Genomic DNA, 15,399 nt, shown 5'->3' with positions numbered 1-15,399 from the left:
GGTGGGGACCCCCCGGGTATGCCCGTCGACGAAATGAGGCAGGCTGGTCCCCGTGTCCGATGCCGATGAGAAGCAGGCTCATGCCGCCACCGTTCGCCGTCTCGAACAGTCCTCGGGCAAGCTGGCCGCCGCCGCCATCGCGCGGATGGATCAGCAGCTGCCCTGGTACCGCGCCATGCCGCCGGAGAACCGCTCCTGGATCGGGCTGGTCGCCCAGGCGGGCATCGCCGCGTTCACCGAGTGGTTCCGGCATCCGGACGCGCCCCAGGCCATCAGCACCGACGTCTTCGGCACCGCGCCGCGCGAGCTGACCCGGGCGGTCACCCTGCGGCAGACCGTGGAGATGGTCCGCACCACCATCGAGGTGGTGGAGTCGGCCGTGGACGAACTGGCGCCGCCCGGCGGCGAGATGGCGCTGCGCAACGCGCTGCTGGTCTACGCGCGGGAGATCGCGTTCGCCACCGCGCAGGTCTACGCCCAGGCCGCCGAGGCCAGGGGCGCGTGGGACGCGCGGCTTGAGTCGCTGGTGGTCAACGCGGTGGTCTCGGGCGAGGCCGACGAGTCCGATGTCTCCCGCGCGGCGGCGCTCGGCTGGCGGGCCCCCGAGCATGTGGTGGTGGTGCTGGGCAACGCGCCCAACGGGGACAGCGAGTTGACGGTCGAGGCGATCCGCCGGGCCGCCCGTTACGCCAAGCTCCAGGTGCTGACCGGGGTGTTGGGCAAGCGGCTGGTCGTGATCGCCGGCGGCAGCGACGACCCGGTGCAGGCGGCGAAGGCGCTGATCGGGCCGTTCGCCGCCGGGCCCGTGGTGGCCGGGCCCGTCGTCGGGGACCTGCTGTCGGCGACGCGTTCGGCGCGGGCGGCGGCGGCTGGGGTGCGGGCGTGCGCCGCCTGGCCCGACGCGCCGCGTCCGGTGCTCGCGGACGATCTGCTGCCGGAGCGCGCGATGGCCGGCGACCCGGCGGCCCGCACGCTGCTGGTGGAGGAGATCTACAGACCGCTTCAGCAGGCGGGCTCAGCGCTGTTGGAGACGCTGAGTGTCTATCTGGAACAGGCCAGCTCTCTGGAGGGTGCCGCCAGAATGCTGTTTGTGCATCCCAACACCGTGCGCTACCGCCTCAGACGTGTGACTGATGTCACCGGATGGCCTCCTTCTGACGTACGCTCGGCCTTCACACTCCGCATCGCGCTCATGCTCGGCCGTCTCGCGGATGGAGATGCGAACTCCTGACAGTTAGAGGCTCTCTACAATTCCCAGGACTGTTCTTCGTTCTCGCCACCACCGGTGGCGACCCCCTCACCCGGGAGAGAGTGAGAAGGTGCTCGTACTCGTAGCCCCCGGCCAGGGCTCCCAGGCCCCTGGCTTTCTGCAACCGTGGCTCGAACTTCCTGGTGTGGCCGACCGCCTCGGCGAGTGGTCCGATGTCGTGGGTCTCGACCTGGTCCGCTACGGGACCGAGGCGGACGCCGACGAGATCCGGGACACCGCCGTCGCCCAGCCGCTGCTGGTCGCCGGCGCGCTGCTGTCCGCCGGCGCGCTCTTCGGCGCGGACGGCGTGCCGGCCCCCGCCGACGCGCTGGGCGCGATCGCCGGCCACAGCGTCGGGGAGCTGCCGGCCGCCGCGATCAGTGGGGTGTTGAGCGAGCGCGAGGCGATGGCCCTGGTGGCCCGCCGGGCGACGGCGATGGCCAAGGCCGCCGCCGTCACCGAGACCGGGATGTCCGCCGTGCTCGGCGGCGAGCCGGCGGAAGTCGACGCCAGGCTGGCCGAGTTGGGCCTGGTCGCGGCGAACAACAACGGCGGCGGCCAGCTGGTCGCCGCCGGCACCACGGAGCAACTGGCCGCGCTGGCCGCCGACAAGCCGGCCGGCGCGCGGGTCATGCCGCTGAAGGTGGCCGGCGCCTTCCACACCGCGTACATGGCCCCGGCCGTGGCCGAGATGGAGGAGGCCGCCCGCGACCTGACCCCGGGCGACCCGAGCGTGCCGTTCGTCTCCAACGCGGACGGCGCGGTGGTCGAGACGGGCGCCGAGGTGCTCCGCCGGCTGGTGGCCCAGGTCTCCAGCCCGGTCCGCTGGGACCTGTGCGTCGACCGGTTCAGCGCCCTGGGCATCACCGCGATGATCGAGCTGCTGCCCGGCGGCACGCTGGCCAGCCTGGCCCGGCGGAACCTGCCGGGCGTCGCGCGGGTCGCCATCAAGCGGCCCGACCAGCTGGACGCGGCCCGCACCCTGATAGCGGAGCACGCGCACCAGTCCCCCGAACCAGCCGAATAGGAGTCCGGACATGCCCCCCGCCACACTCAAGGCCAGCCGAGGCGCGCCGTATGCGCGGCTGGTTGGCGTCGGTGGCTACCGGCCCGCCCGGGTGGTACCCAACGAGGAGATCCTCCGCCACATCGACTCCTCCGACGAGTGGATCAGATCCCGCTCGGGGATCGTGACCCGGCACTGGGCCGGGCCCGAGGAGACGGTCGCCGAGATGGCGATCTCCGCCTCGGGCAAGGCGATCGCCGGCGCCGGGATCACCGCGCGCCAGGTGGACGCCGTGGTGATCTCCACCGTCTCGCACTTCGCGCAGACCCCGGCCGTGGCCACGGAGATCGCGCACCGGCTGGGCACGGAGAACGCCGCCGCCTTCGACATCTCGGCGGCCTGCGCCGGGTTCGGCTACGGCCTGACCATCGGCAAGGGTCTGATCGTGGACGGCAGCGCCGGCCATGTGCTGGTCGTCGGCGTCGAGCGGCTCTCCGACCTGACCGACCCCACCGACCGTTCCACCGCGTTCCTGTTCGGCGACGGCGCCGGCGCCGTGGTGCTCGGCCCCTCGCTGGAGCCGGCGCTCGGGCCGACGGTCTGGGGTTCCGAGGGCGACAAGGCGGACGTCATCGGGCAGACCGTGGCCTGGAACGACTACCAGCCGGGCCAGCCGTTCCCCGCCCTGCGCCAGGAGGGCCAGTCGGTCTTCCGCTGGGCGGTCTACGAGATGGCCAAGGTGGCCCAACAGGCGCTGGACGCCGCCGGGATCACCGCACAGGATCTGGATGTCTTCATCCCGCACCAGGCCAACATGCGGATCATCGACTCGATGGTGAAGACGCTCAAGCTGCCGGAGCATGTCGCGGTCGCCCGGGACATCGAGTTCTCCGGCAACACCTCGGCCGCCTCCATCCCACTCGCGATGGAGCGGATGCTGGAGACCGGTCAGGCGAGAAGCGGGGACACCGCGCTCGTCATCGGCTTCGGGGCGGGGCTGGTGTACGCGGCCACGGTCGTTACCCTCCCCTAAGCGAGGACCCGACAACCAAGGACCCACCGCTTGACCCGGGTCCGCCCGACGGTCCACGGACCACCAACCACGCGGTACCCCACCGCAGCACACGAAGGAGCGCCGTCATGGCTGCCAGCCGGGAAGAGATCATCGCCGGTCTCGCCGAGATCGTGAACGAGATCGCCGGTATCCCCAACGACGAGGTGACCGAGGAGAAGTCGTTCACCGACGACCTCGACGTCGACTCGCTGTCCATGGTCGAGGTGGTCGTCGCCGCCGAGGAGCGCTTCGGCGTCAAGATCCCGGACGACGACGTCAAGGGCCTCAAGACCGTGGGCGACGCGGTCGGTTACATCGCCGACCACCAGAGCTGACGGCCTCGGCCCGAAGCACACGCGCTGTTCGCCACCCGGGATGTGATGCGGGGTGGCGGCGGCACCATCCCCGATCTAGCGGAGTAAGAGAACTGTGAACGCGACCAATCGAGCGGTGGTTGTCACCGGTGTCGGCGCAACCACACCGCTGGGTGGCGACAGCGCGACCACCTGGGAGGCCATGCTCGCCGGTGAGTCCGGCGCGCGTCCGCTGACCCAGGAGTGGGCAGCGGATCTGCCGGTCACCTTCGCCGCCACGGCCGCGGTCGACCCGACCGAGATCCTGCCCCGACCGCAGGCCCGCAAGCTGGACCGTTCCGCCCAGTTCGGGCTGATCGCGGCCAGAGAGGCGTGGGCCGACGCCGGTTTCCAGGGCAGGGCCGGGGAGGACGCGCCGGTCGACCCCGACCGGCTGGGCGTGGTGCTGGCCTCCGGCATCGGCGGGGTGACCACGCTGATGGACCAGTACGACGTCCTCAAGGAGCGGGGCGCGCGGAAGGTCTCGCCGCACACCGTGCCCATGCTGATGCCCAACAGCCCGTCCGCCAACGTCAGTCTGGACGTGGGCGCGCGCGCCGGCGCGCACACCCCGGTGAGCGCCTGCGCCTCCGGCGCCGAGGCGGTGGGCTACGCGGCGGAGATGATCCGCACCGGGCGCGCCGACGTGGTGCTGGCCGGCGGCACCGAGGCGTGTGTGCACCCGCTGCCGATCGCGGCGTTCGCCAACATGATGGCGATGTCCAAGGACAACGAGAACCCGAAGACCGCGTCCCGTCCGTTCGACACCGGCCGCAACGGCTTCGTGCTGGGCGAGGGCGCCGGCCTGGTGGTGCTGGAGTCCGCCGACCACGCGGCCCGCCGGGGCGCGCGGGTCTACTGCGAGCTGCTGGGCCAGGGGCTGTCCGCCGACGCCCACCACATCGCCCAGCCCGAGCCGACCGGGCACGGCATCGCCACGGCGCTGCGGCACCTGCTGGCGAACACGGACCTCAAGCCGGAGCAGCTCGCCCACGTCAACGCGCACGCCACCTCGACGCCGCAGGGCGACCTGGCCGAGGTGAAGGCGCTGCGCGCGGTGCTGGGCGAGAACCTGGACCCGGTGGCCATCTCGGCCACCAAGTCGATGACCGGCCATCTGCTGGGCGGCGCCGGCGGGGTGGCCACGGTGGCCACGGCGCTGGCGCTCTACCACCGGGTGGCGCCGCCGACGATCAACGTGGACGAACTCGACCCCGAGGTGGACGCGGACGTCGTCGTCGGCAAGCCCAGGGAGCTGCCCGGCGGCACGATCGCCGCGCTCAGCGACTCGTTCGGCTTCGGCGGGCACAACGTGGTGCTCGCGCTGCGGACGGTCTGAGCGCGCTTCGCCCGGGAGCGGACGAACAGCGTAACGAGGGGGCGCCGCCGGCCCGTTGGGGCCGGCGGCGCCCCCTGTCTCGTGCGGGGTCAGGGGCAGCGGACGACCTGGCCGGCCCAGGACAGGCCGCCGCCGAAGGCGAAGAGCAGCACGGGCGCGCCGGCCGGGACCTCGCGCCGTTCCACCAGCTTGGCGAGCGCCAGCGGAACGGAAGCCGCCGAGGTGTTGCCCGAGTCGACCACGTCGGCCGCGAGCACCGCCTGCGGCGCCCTGAGCTGGCGGGCCAGGGACTCGACGATCCGCAGGTTGGCCTGGTGGAACACGATCCCGCCCAGCTCGGCCGGGGTGAGCCCGGCCCGTTCACACGCCTCGCGGGCGATCGGCGCCAGCTCGGTGGTGGCCCAGCGGAACACCGACTGGCCCTCCTGCCCGAACTTCGGCTGCCACTCGCCCTGGAGCCGGACCACGTCGCGGCGGCTCGGGTCGGAGCCCCAGACCACCGGGCCGATGCCGTCCGGGCCGCCGGCCGCCTCGTCGGGGCCGATCACCGCGGCCCCGGCGCCGTCGCCGAGCAGCACACAGCTGGCGCGGTCGGTCCAGTCCGTGACGTCGGACATCTTCTCCGCGCCGATCACCAGCGCGTGCCGGGCGGCGCCGGCGCGCACCGAGTGGTCGGCGGCGGCGAGCGCGGTGGTGAACCCGGCGCAGCCGTTGTTGAGGTCGTACGCGACGGCCGACGGGATGCCCAGCTCGCCGGCGACCCGGGCGGCGATCGACGGCACCCGGTCCCTGGCGCTACAGGTGGCCACCACCACCAGGCCGATCTCCTCGGGCGCCAGGCCGGCCCCGGCGAGCGCCTTGCCGGCGGCGGCCGTGGCCAGGTCGGCCACCGACTCCTCGCGCGCGATGCGGCGGGTGGCGATGCCGGTGCGCTGCCTGATCCAGGCGTCGTTGGTGTCCACCATGGTCGCCAGGTCGTCGTTGGTCAGCACCTGCTCGGGCTGGTAGTGCCCCAGGGCGTGGATGCGCGTCATGCCCGCATAATAGCGACCGACCGGTCGGACGCTATACGCGAGGCTCTCCTATAGTGGCTGCCATGAGTCCCCGTCACTCCCTCGCCGAGGCCCGGCAGACCCGGGAACGGATCATCCAGCGCAGCGTGGACGTCGCCTCGGTCGAGGGCCTGAGCGGGCTGACCCTGGGCCGGCTGGCCGGCGACCTGGGCATCAGCAAGTCGGGGCTGCTCGGCCACTTCGGCTCCAAGGAGGCGCTCCAACTCGCGGCGCTGGGGCGGGGCGCGGTGATCTTCGACCGCGAGGTGTGGCGGCCGGCGGCCGACGCGACGCCGGGCCTCGACCGGCTCCGCGCGGTCTGCGCGGCGTGGATCTCCTACCTGGAACGCGGGGTCTTCCCCGGCGGCTGCCTCTTCGTCAGCTCGACGTTCGAGTTCGACGGCCGGGGCGGGCCCGTGCTGGCGCTGCTGCGCCGCCAGTTCCGCGCCTGGGGCCGCCGGCTGACCGGCGAACTCCGCACGGCGGTCGCCCGGGGCGAGCTGCCGCCGGACACCGACCCGGAGCAGCTGGTCTTCGAGCTGTACGGGGTGATGATGAGCCTCAACCACTCCCTGCAACTCGCCCCCGACCCCCAGGCCGCCGCCCGCGCCCACCGCGCCGTCTCCCGCCTGTTGCCCTGGCGGGCGGCCCCGGGAATGCCTACGGCGAGCGAGGGCTCGCCGCCGCCGGCGGCGAGCAGGCGGTAACGCCTGCGGCGGGCCCGGGTGCGCCTGCGGCGAGCCCGGGCACACGGGACTTGGCGCCTGCGGCAAGCACCGGAGACGCCTGCGGCAGGCCAGGGCACCGGAGAGTTGGCGCCTGCGGCAAGCACCGGAGACGCCTGCGGCAGGCCAGGGCACACGGGACTTGGCGCCTGCGGCGGACACCGGGGCGCGCCTGCGCGCTGCCGGTGAGCATGGCGTGACGCCTTCGGCGGGTGCGAGGGGCGGCGAGCGGGTCGGCTGGGCCATGTCGGCGACGCACAACCGGGACCGACGCCCACAGCACGCGCACCAGGCGCGGCGAAGAACCCGCCAGCGACGAACGCCAGCCAGCCACCGCTGACGGCAACACCAGTCAACGCCAGCGGCCGGCGCGACAAGGCAGCCGCCTGCGGCGAGCCGTGGGCGGAACGATGTCGGCGACGCACAACCGGGACCGGGGCACCGCCCGCGACATGCGTACCGGGCGCGGCGCACCATCCGTCCGCAACGAGCGGGCCGGACTCGCCGCTGGCAGCGACACCGGTTAACGACAGCGGCAGGCACCCGGTGCGAAACCCTGGGAAAGGCCCAGACGCGTGGCCCCTGCGGCGAGCACCGGGCATGGGGGAGCTTGCGCCTACGGCGCGGCCAGGAAGTCGCCGCGACGAGCGGATAGGCCGGGCGATGCCGGTGACGAACTCCCGAGACCCGACCGGCGCCGCGCGAACGGCAGCGTGCCCGAGAGCGATTCCGGCAGGCCGTACGACCCGCCAACGGAAGCCGACCCGGTGCTGCTCGCGCGCCATATGACGGGCCTGGCCTTCGGCGTTGCCCGCAGCCCGCGAGCTGCGCCCACCGCGACGAACTCGGTCCGGTGGCCGACGCGGCCTCCCTCCGCCTGCCGATCTCACGCGTCCTTGCCGCCCTTCCAACGGACCGGGAAACGCCGTCTCCGGCAACGGTGTTCACCCCAAGCGGCCCAGGCATCCCGCCCCGCCGGCAGGCGAAGCCCTTCCCGGTGCCCGACGGTCCGGCCCCCCACCCCGGCAACTCCCTACCGGGCCTCCGCCCAGCAACGCCCCCGGCACCCCGGGCGATCAGCTGAGCTGGCCCGCAGCAGCACCGGCCCCATGGGCGGGCAGCGCCCCGGGCGCAAGGCGAAGCCCTCAAACCTCAGGTCACCGCGTCGTCAGGCGGCCCGAGTGCCGGCGCCGCCGTTCCCACCACAAGGCACCCCGGGACGCGGGGCCAAGCCCCGCACGCCCCGAACCCAACTCGCACGCCGCCAAACAACCCGCACCACCCACCCCCCACCGGCGCTCCCTCACCCCGCCGCGAGGCTAGAAGCTCGCGTAGTACGACGCCGCCATGTCCTTCCCGCCGTGGCCCTGGGCGGAGGCGCGGGTGAGGCGGTCGAGGCCGGCGGCCGCCACGTCGAGTTGGACGTCGGCGCGGGCGCCAGCCTCGACAATCAGTCGGGCGTCCTTCAGCGCGGTGTCCACCGCGAAGCTCGGCGGCGTCAGCTCGCCGGCCTCGATGGCCGCCGCCTTGGTGCGCAGATACCCCAGGTCCAGCGGCCCGCCCGCGATCGCCTCCAGGAAGTCGGCCGAGTCGACGCCCAGCCCGTGGGCCAGCGCCAGCGCCTCCGCCGTGCCGTGGGTGATCGCCAACACCCAGCTGTTGCAGACCAGTTTGAGCCGGGTCGCGGCACCGGGCGTCGCGCCCAGCCACAGCGTGCGGCTGCCGATCGCGGCCAGCACCGGGGCCAGCCGACCCCTGGTCTCCTCGGGGCCCGCGGCGAGCACGGTGAGCATTCCGGCCTCGGCCGGCTGCCGGGTGCCGAGCACGGGGGCGTCGACGAGGGTCAGGTCGTGCCGCTCGGCCAGCGCCACGAGGCGGTCGAGGCCGTCGAGCCCCGCCGTGGTGCACTGGAGCCAGACCGCGTCGGGGGCGAACGCGCCGGCCGCCTCGGCGATGGCGTCGGCGGCGGCCGCGCCGTCGTGGAGGACGGTGAGCACGACGCCCGCGCCAGCCACCGCGTCGGCGGGGCTGTCGGCGATCCTGATGCCGTCGTCCGCCAGCGGCTCGGCCTTGGCCCTGGTGCGGTTCCAGACCCGCACGTCCAGGCCGGCGCGGCAGAGGTTGCGGGCCATCGCCGCGCCCATGATGCCGGTGCCGAGGACGGCGATGGAGGTGGGTTCGGTCGGGGCGTCGGTGGGGGAGGAAGCTGAAGCGTCGGTCATGGCCGCACGCTAACTCGCGTCCGGCGCGCCCCGGTTGCGCCGCGCGCGGTCCGCGCCCCGGTTGCGCCGCGCGCGGTCAGGCGGCTCAGACGACCTGGTGCAGCCAGCGGACGGGGGCCCCTTCGCCCGCGTGCCGGAACGGCTCCAGCTCGTCGTCCCAGGGCTTGCCGAGCAGCCGGGTGATCTCGGAGTGGAGGTCGCTCTCGCCGGCGGCGGCGCGGGCGGCGGCGGCGCGGAGCCGGTCCTCCGGGATCATGATGTCGCCGTGCGGGCCGGTGACGGCGTGGTAGATACCGAGATCCGGGGTGCAGCTGTAGCGCTCGCCCTCGCTGGCGGGCCCGGGGTCGGCGGTGACCTCGTAGCGCAGGAGGTGCCAGCCGCGCAGCGCGGAGGCGAGTTGGGAGGCGATGGCGGGCTCGCCCTGCCAGGAGAGTTCGGCGCGCCAGGTGCCAGGGGAGGCGGGCTGTCGGGTCCAGTCGAGGCCGACGCGGGAGCCGAGGACGGAGGCGACGGCCCACTCGATATGCGGACACAGCGCGCGGGGGGCGGAGTGCACATACAGAACACCACGTGTCGTCATCGGGACCTCCACTTCCCAACCTGCGCCCGCGCCGCGCCTCCGGCCGCCCCCACCGTGACCCCGACCGCGCACGAACAGTAAACACCATTGCCGTCTTTTCTCGGCAAAGCGGACAGCGTGTGACGTGCGGTCATCTCTTAACCTTGGTGGTGGCACGCACCCCAGGCGCTGCCCGTGCCAGAACCACGCTACCGCCCCACACGGTGCCCACCGGGACAACGCGAGCCCGGACGGGGGCACCACGCCCGAACAGCGGGAGATCGAGGGAGTCCGCATGACCGTCCACCTCCGTGCCGCGCTCGCCTCTTTGACCCTGTCCGCGCTGCTCCTCGGGTGCACCTCCTCCGGTCAGGACGCTGGTCAGGGGGCTGAACGGGACTCCGAGACGGAGTCCGACCGGGGTTCGTCCGAGGGGGAGGCGGGCGCCGCCGAGGAGGAGGGGCCGGTCTGGAACACCGAGCCGGCCTCCATCGCGGCCATGGGTGACTCCATCACCCGCGGCTTTGACGCCTGCGCCCTGTTGGCCGACTGCCCCGAGGCGTCGTGGGCCACCGGAACGGACAGCGAGGTGGACAGCCTGGCCCGGCAGTTGCTCGGCGACGACGTCGCGGTGGCCGAGCGCTCCTGGAACCTGGCCGCCTCGGGCGCGGTGATGGCCGACCTGCCGGCGCAGGCCGCCGACGCGGTCGCGCTGGAGCCGGAGCTGGTGACGGTGCTGATCGGGGCCAACGACGCGTGCGCCACGGATGTCGCGCAGATGACGGAGGTGGCGGAGTTCCGCGCGGACTTCGCGGCGGCGCTCGGCGTGATCCGGGCGGAGCTGCCGGAGACCGGCGTCTATGTGGCGAGCGTTCCGGATCTGGAGCGGCTGTGGTCGGAGGGGCAGGGCTCGACGCTGGCGCGGACGATATGGCGGCTGGCGAACGTCTGCCCTTCGATGCTGGCGGACGCCGACGAGCAGGGTGCCGAGGCGACCGAGCGCAGGGCGGAGGTGAGCGACCGGGTGCGCGCCTACAACGAGGCCCTGGCCGAGGTGTGCGCGCGGGACGCGCTCTGCCGCTACGACGGGGGCGCGGTGTACGACTACGCGTTCACGGCCGACCACATCAGCGACTGGGACTGGTTCCACCCCAGCCGGCAGGGCCAGTCGACGCTGGCGGCCCTCGCGTACGAGCAGGTCACCATGGACGCCGTCGAGTAGTCCTGGGCCGGGCCGATTCCCGCCGCCGTCGCGCCATTGACAGCGGAACTCTTCGGTGAATACGTTCTGCTCAGCATTTCGAACGTATGACGAAATACCGAACAAGTGGAGGTCCGAGCCCGTGCGCATCACCGGCATCAGCACCCATGTCGTGGGCACCCCGTGGCGCAATCTCACCTACGTCCAGGTCCATACCGACGAGGGGCTGACCGGCGTCGGCGAGACCCGGATGCTGGGGCACACCGACGCGCTGCTGGGATACCTCAGGGAGGCCGAGGTCAACCACATCCTCGGCTCCGACCCGTTCGCCGTCGAGGACCTGGTGCGGCGGATGAAGGTCGGTGACTACGGGCGCGCCGGGGAGATCGTGATGTCCGGCATCGCCTGTGTGGAGACGGCCTGTTGGGACATCAAGGGGCAGGCCCTGGGCGTCCCGGTCTGGCAGCTGCTGGGCGGGCGGGCCAACGCGAAGGACAACCGGATCAAGGCGTACGCCAACGGCTGGTACACCGTCGAGCGCACCCCGGAGGCGTTCCACAAGGCGGCCACCAAGGTGGTCGAGCGCGGCTATCTGGCGCTGAAGCTGGACCCGTTCGGCACCGGCAGCTTCGAGTTGGACCACGCGGAGACCATCCGTTCCCTGTCGCTGGTCGAGGCGGTGCGGGACGCGATCGGTCCGGAGCGTGAGCTGCTGCTGGAGATGCACGGCCGGTTCAGCCCGGCGACCGCGATCCGGCTGGCGAAGGAGCTGGAGCCGTTCCAGCCGTCCTGGCTGGAGGAGCCGGTGCCGCCGGAGAACCTCAAGGCCCTCGCGAAGGTCGCCGAGAAGACCACGCTGCCCATCGCCACCGGCGAGCGCATCCACGACCGGATCGAGTTCCGGGAGCTGTTCGAGTCGCAGGCCGCCGACATCATCCAGCCGGACCTGGGGCACCTGGGCGGCATCGGCGAGATGCGGAAGCTGGCCGCCACGGCCGAGACCCACTACGTGCTGATCGCCCCGCACAACGTCGGCGGCTCGGTGCTCACCGCAGCCAGCCTGCAACTGGCCGGCTGCACGCCGAACTTCAAGATCCTGGAGCACTTCAACGACTTCGCCGACGCGGAGATCAAGAAGGTCGTCAAGGGCGCGCCCCAGGTGGTGGACGGCTACTTCACGCTCTCCGAGGAGCCCGGGCTCGGCGTCTCGCTGGACACGGACGCGGCGGCCGAGTTCCCGCAGCAGCAGGCCAGGTTCGACCTGTGGGCCGAGGGCTGGGAGAAGCGCGAGGGCACCGGGGGGAACAAGCGATGAGTGGACCGGCGCGCAGCATCGTCGTCGAACGGCCGGGCGCGTTCCGCCTCGTCGAGGCCGAGCGGCCCGATCCCGGGCCCGGCGAGGTGCGGGTGCGGGTGCACGCGGCCGGCGTGTGCGCCAGCGACCGGGAGCTGTTCGACGGCACCCGGCCGGCGGACTACGCCCGTTACCCGGTGGTGCCCGGCCACGAGTGGTCCGGCACGGTGGACGCGGTGGGCGAGGGCGTCGACCCGGCGCTGGTCGGCCGGGGCACGGTGGCCGAGGGCTTCCGCGCCTGCCAGCGCTGCGAGCGCTGCCGGGCCGGCGAGCAGACGCTGTGCACCGCCGGCTACGCGGAGACCGGCTTCACCGAGCCGGGCGCTTTCGCGGACTATCTGGTGCTGCCGGCGCGGCTGTTGCATCCGCTGGCGCCCGACGTGGACCTGACCTCGGCGGCGCTGCTGGAGCCGGCGGCCGTGGTCGCGGCGGCCGTGCTACGCGGCGCGCCGCGCGCTGGCGAGCGGATCGCGGTGCTGGGCTGCGGCACGCTGGGGCTGCTGGCCGTTCAACTGCTCTCCGCCGCCACGCCCGTTGAGCTGCTGGCGGTCGATCCCCGGCCGCGCCCGCTGGAGTTGGCCGGCGAGATGGGCGCGACGCGCGCGCTGACGCCAGAGCAGGTGGGCGAGGGTCCCGGCGCGTTCGACCTGGTGGTGGAGACGGCGGGGGCGCCCGGCACGGCGGCCGACGCCTGCCGGCTGGCCCGCAGGGGCGGCCGGGTGGTGCTGACCGGCGTGCCCGAGCCGGGCGCGCTGGGCCTGGACCCGGTGCTGCTGCTGGTCAACCAGCTGACGGTGGCCGGGATCTTCGGCGCGGCGCCGGCCGCCTGGTCCTATGCCGTGCACGCCTTCAACCACGGGCTGCTCCGTCCCAAGAAACTCGTCTCGCACCAGCTTTCCCTCGCGTCGTTCGGGGAAGCGATGAGACTGGTCGGCAGCGGCGACCCGGAAGTGGGCAAGGTCCTGCTGATGCCGTGACGACCTCCGGCATCCCAGCGTGGCCACCCAACCCCCTGGCAACCGAACCCTGATCGAAATACCGAACGACCGCACGTCTGGAGCATCGTGTCTGACCCCGCCGTCTCCTCCGCCCGCCCCGGCGACGCCGCGCTGGCCGCGCTCGGCTTCGCCCCGCCCGCCGAACTCCCCGCCGACTCCTCCCCGCACGCCTTCCCCGACGGCGGCACCTGGCGCACCGAGATCCCCTCGGTCGAGGGGCCCGAGGCCCTGACCACGGTGCTGGCGGAGGCCGCCCGGCTGTCCGTGCCGATCCACCGGATCAGCCAGGGCAGCGGCGTGTGGATGCTCACCGACGCCGAGATCACCGAGATGGTGGACGCCTGTGCCGAGGCCGGCACCGAGCTGTGCCTGTTCACCGGCCCCCGGGGCACCTGGGACATCGGGGCCGCCACCCGCACCGCCTCCGGCGGCGCCGGCCTGCGCGCGCGGGGACAGCGCGCGGTCGCCGGCTGCGTGGAGGACGCGCTGCGCGCGGCCTCGTTGGGCGTGCGCTGCCTGCTGGTGGCGGACGAGGGCGTGCTGTGGGCGCTCCACCAGCTGCGCGCGCGGGGGGAGTTGCCGGCCGACACCACGTTCAAGGTCTCGGCGTTGATCGGCCCGGTCAACCCGATCGCCGTCTCGGTGCACGAGGGCCTGGGCGGCGACTCGGTCAACATCCCGTCGGACCTGACGCTGGAGCACCTCAGCGAGATCCGCCGGGTGACCCGGGTGCCGCTGGACTTCTATCTGGAGGCGCCGGACGACCTGGGCGGCTATGTCCGGATGCACGAGATAGCCGAGCTGATCCGGCGCGGGGCGCCGATCTACCTCAAGTTCGGCCTGAGCAAGGCGCCCGGGATCTACCCGTACGGCGCCCACCTGCGCGATGTCACCCTCAACAGCGCGCGGGAACGGGTGCGTCGGGGGCGTCTTGCCCTGGACCTGCTGGCCCGGCTCGGCGCCGACCAGGGCATGTCGCCGCTCGGCTCCCGCCTGCCGGGAACGCTGCGGCGTTTTCCGCCGGACAGGACTGAGCACAGTCCAACCGCTTCCAACAAAACAATCCATACTCCATCATCGAACGGCAGCAACAGCACAGCAGAAGAGGCGTCACCCGTCGAAAGGACGTGACCATCAATGTCTCGTGCACGAGCCGCGACCCGCACCCTCGCCGTCGCCGCCGCCCTCGTCCTCCCCCTGACCGCCTGCGGCCAGGACTCGGGCGGGGGCGGCGGACGCGACGCCGACGCCGAGGGCGGGACGGTGGGCATCGCGATGCCCACCAAGTCGTCGGAACGATGGATAGCCGACGGCGACAACATGGTCGCGCAGTTCGAGGAGGCCGGGTACGAGACCGACCTCCAGTACGGCGAGGACCGGGTCGAGAACCAGATATCCCAGATCGAGAACATGATCGCCCGGGGCCACGACCTGTTGGTGATCGCCGCCATCGACGGCTCCTCGCTGAGCAACGTCCTCCAGCAGGCCGCCGACGCCGACATCCCGGTCATCGCCTACGACCGGCTGCTGATGAACTCCGAGAACGTCGACTGCTACGCGACGTTCGACAACAGCAAGGTCGGCGAGCTCCAGGCGCAGTACATCGTCGACGCGCTCGGCCTGGAGGAGAACCAGGACGACTCCTTCAACATCGAGCTGTTCGCCGGCTCGCCCGACGACAACAACACCCGGTACTTCTTCGAGGGCGCGATGAGCGTCCTCGACCCGTATCTGGAGAGCGGTCAACTCACCGTCCAGAGCGGCCAGACCGAGCTGAGCGAGGTCACCACCGAGCGCTGGGACGGCGGCACCGCCCAGAACCGGATGGACGACCTGCTCACCGCGCACTACCGCGGCGAGCCCGTGGACGCGGTGCTCTCCCCGTACGACGGGATCTCCATCGGCGTGCTCTCCGCGCTCAAGAGCGTCGGCTACGGCTCAGGCGACACCCCGTTCCCCGTGGTCACCGGGCAGGACGCCGAGCTGGCCTCGGTGAAGTCGATCGTCACGGGCGAGCAGACCCAGACCGTCTACAAGGACACCCGCGAACTGGCCCGGCTGGCCGTCGCGATGGGCGAGTCCCTGCTGGCCGGCGAGGAGCCCGAGGTCAACGACACCGAGAGCTACGACAACGGCGTCAAGGTCGTGCCCGCCTACCTGCTGGACCCGGTCAGCATCGACGCCGAGAACTACGAGCTGCTGATCGAGGAGGGCTACTACACCGAGGCCCAGATCACGGGCTGAGCCGGGGCTGACAGGACGTCCCACAGGGACCGCCTGACAGGGA

14 protein-coding genes are annotated in these 15,399 nt (G+C 72.8%); 11 read left to right on the top strand and 3 right to left on the bottom strand.

All coding sequences use genetic code 11. The features are described from left to right. Nucleotides 1-52: 52 nt before the first annotated feature. From FH609_RS02085 to FH609_RS02065, 5 genes are all read left to right on the top strand, one after another. Nucleotides 53-1,231 carry a PucR family transcriptional regulator gene (locus FH609_RS02085; RefSeq protein WP_139665535.1) on the top strand — a complete coding sequence of 393 codons (1,179 nt, stop codon included), beginning with the start codon at nt 53-55 and terminating at the stop codon, nt 1,229-1,231. 88 nt (nt 1,232-1,319) lie between these two features. Further along, nucleotides 1,320-2,276, top strand: a complete 957-nt coding sequence (locus tag FH609_RS02080; protein ID WP_139665536.1) for an ACP S-malonyltransferase — start codon at nt 1,320-1,322, stop codon at nt 2,274-2,276. Nucleotides 2,277-2,286: 10 nt separating this feature from the next. Continuing rightward, on the top strand, nt 2,287-3,288 hold the full coding sequence (locus tag FH609_RS02075) for a ketoacyl-ACP synthase III (RefSeq protein ID WP_139665537.1): 1,002 nt from the start codon (nt 2,287-2,289) through the stop codon (nt 3,286-3,288). A 107-nt stretch (nt 3,289-3,395) separates the two neighbouring features. Next, complete coding sequence (locus FH609_RS02070; RefSeq protein ID WP_122182353.1) at nt 3,396-3,644, top strand: acyl carrier protein; 249 nt, start codon at nt 3,396-3,398, stop codon at nt 3,642-3,644. A 94-nt stretch (nt 3,645-3,738) separates the two neighbouring features. Continuing rightward, a complete protein-coding gene (locus FH609_RS02065; RefSeq protein ID WP_139665538.1) occupies nt 3,739-5,001 on the top strand; it encodes a beta-ketoacyl-[acyl-carrier-protein] synthase family protein in 1,263 nt (420 codons plus the stop codon). Between the two features lie 89 nt (nt 5,002-5,090). Here FH609_RS02065 and FH609_RS02060 read toward each other — a convergent pair whose 3' ends face one another. Continuing rightward, a complete protein-coding gene (locus tag FH609_RS02060; protein WP_139665539.1) occupies nt 5,091-6,035 on the bottom strand; it encodes a beta-ketoacyl-ACP synthase III in 945 nt (314 codons plus the stop codon). A 62-nt stretch (nt 6,036-6,097) separates the two neighbouring features. Between FH609_RS02060 and FH609_RS02055 the strand changes: the two genes are divergently transcribed. Beyond that, on the top strand, nt 6,098-6,760 hold the full coding sequence (locus FH609_RS02055) for a TetR/AcrR family transcriptional regulator (RefSeq protein WP_139665540.1): 663 nt from the start codon (nt 6,098-6,100) through the stop codon (nt 6,758-6,760). A 1,337-nt stretch (nt 6,761-8,097) separates the two neighbouring features. On the opposite strand, the gene FH609_RS02050 is transcribed toward FH609_RS02055, so the two are convergent. Both FH609_RS02050 and FH609_RS02045 read right to left on the bottom strand, forming a co-directional pair. Further along, nucleotides 8,098-9,000 carry an NAD(P)-dependent oxidoreductase gene (locus FH609_RS02050; RefSeq protein ID WP_139665541.1) on the bottom strand — a complete coding sequence of 301 codons (903 nt, stop codon included), beginning with the start codon at nt 8,998-9,000 and terminating at the stop codon, nt 8,098-8,100. Nucleotides 9,001-9,085: 85 nt separating this feature from the next. Further along, nucleotides 9,086-9,580, bottom strand: a complete 495-nt coding sequence (locus FH609_RS02045; RefSeq protein WP_139665542.1) for a DUF3145 domain-containing protein — start codon at nt 9,578-9,580, stop codon at nt 9,086-9,088. A 274-nt stretch (nt 9,581-9,854) separates the two neighbouring features. Here FH609_RS02045 and FH609_RS02040 point away from each other — a divergent pair, with 274 nt between their 5' ends. The 5 genes from FH609_RS02040 (at nt 9,855) to chvE (ending at nt 15,356) form a co-directional block, all read left to right on the top strand. Further along, nucleotides 9,855-10,781 carry an SGNH/GDSL hydrolase family protein gene (locus FH609_RS02040; RefSeq protein ID WP_139665543.1) on the top strand — a complete coding sequence of 309 codons (927 nt, stop codon included), beginning with the start codon at nt 9,855-9,857 and terminating at the stop codon, nt 10,779-10,781. Nucleotides 10,782-10,902: 121 nt separating this feature from the next. Continuing rightward, entirely contained in the window at nt 10,903-12,075 is a 1,173-nt protein-coding gene (locus FH609_RS02035; protein WP_139665544.1) for a mandelate racemase/muconate lactonizing enzyme family protein, read from the top strand. Next, on the top strand, nt 12,072-13,091 hold the full coding sequence (locus tag FH609_RS02030) for a zinc-dependent alcohol dehydrogenase (RefSeq protein ID WP_139665545.1): 1,020 nt from the start codon (nt 12,072-12,074) through the stop codon (nt 13,089-13,091). The genes FH609_RS02035 and FH609_RS02030 overlap by 4 nt, the downstream gene beginning before the upstream one ends. A gap of 87 nt (nt 13,092-13,178) precedes the next feature. Further along, nucleotides 13,179-14,243, top strand: a complete 1,065-nt coding sequence (locus FH609_RS02025; RefSeq protein ID WP_226961320.1) for a hypothetical protein — start codon at nt 13,179-13,181, stop codon at nt 14,241-14,243. A gap of 6 nt (nt 14,244-14,249) precedes the next feature. After that, a complete protein-coding gene (gene chvE / locus FH609_RS02020) occupies nt 14,250-15,356 on the top strand; it encodes a multiple monosaccharide ABC transporter substrate-binding protein (protein WP_139665546.1) in 1,107 nt (368 codons plus the stop codon). Nucleotides 15,357-15,399 lie beyond the last annotated feature (43 nt).

This window comes from Streptomyces sp. 3MP-14 (assembly GCF_006334905.2).
GTDB classification, from domain to species: Bacteria; Actinomycetota; Actinomycetes; order Streptomycetales; family Streptomycetaceae; genus Streptomyces; species Streptomyces triticirhizae.
Note: the sequence above shows the minus strand (reverse complement) of the source record. Positions and strands in the feature narration are given on the sequence as shown.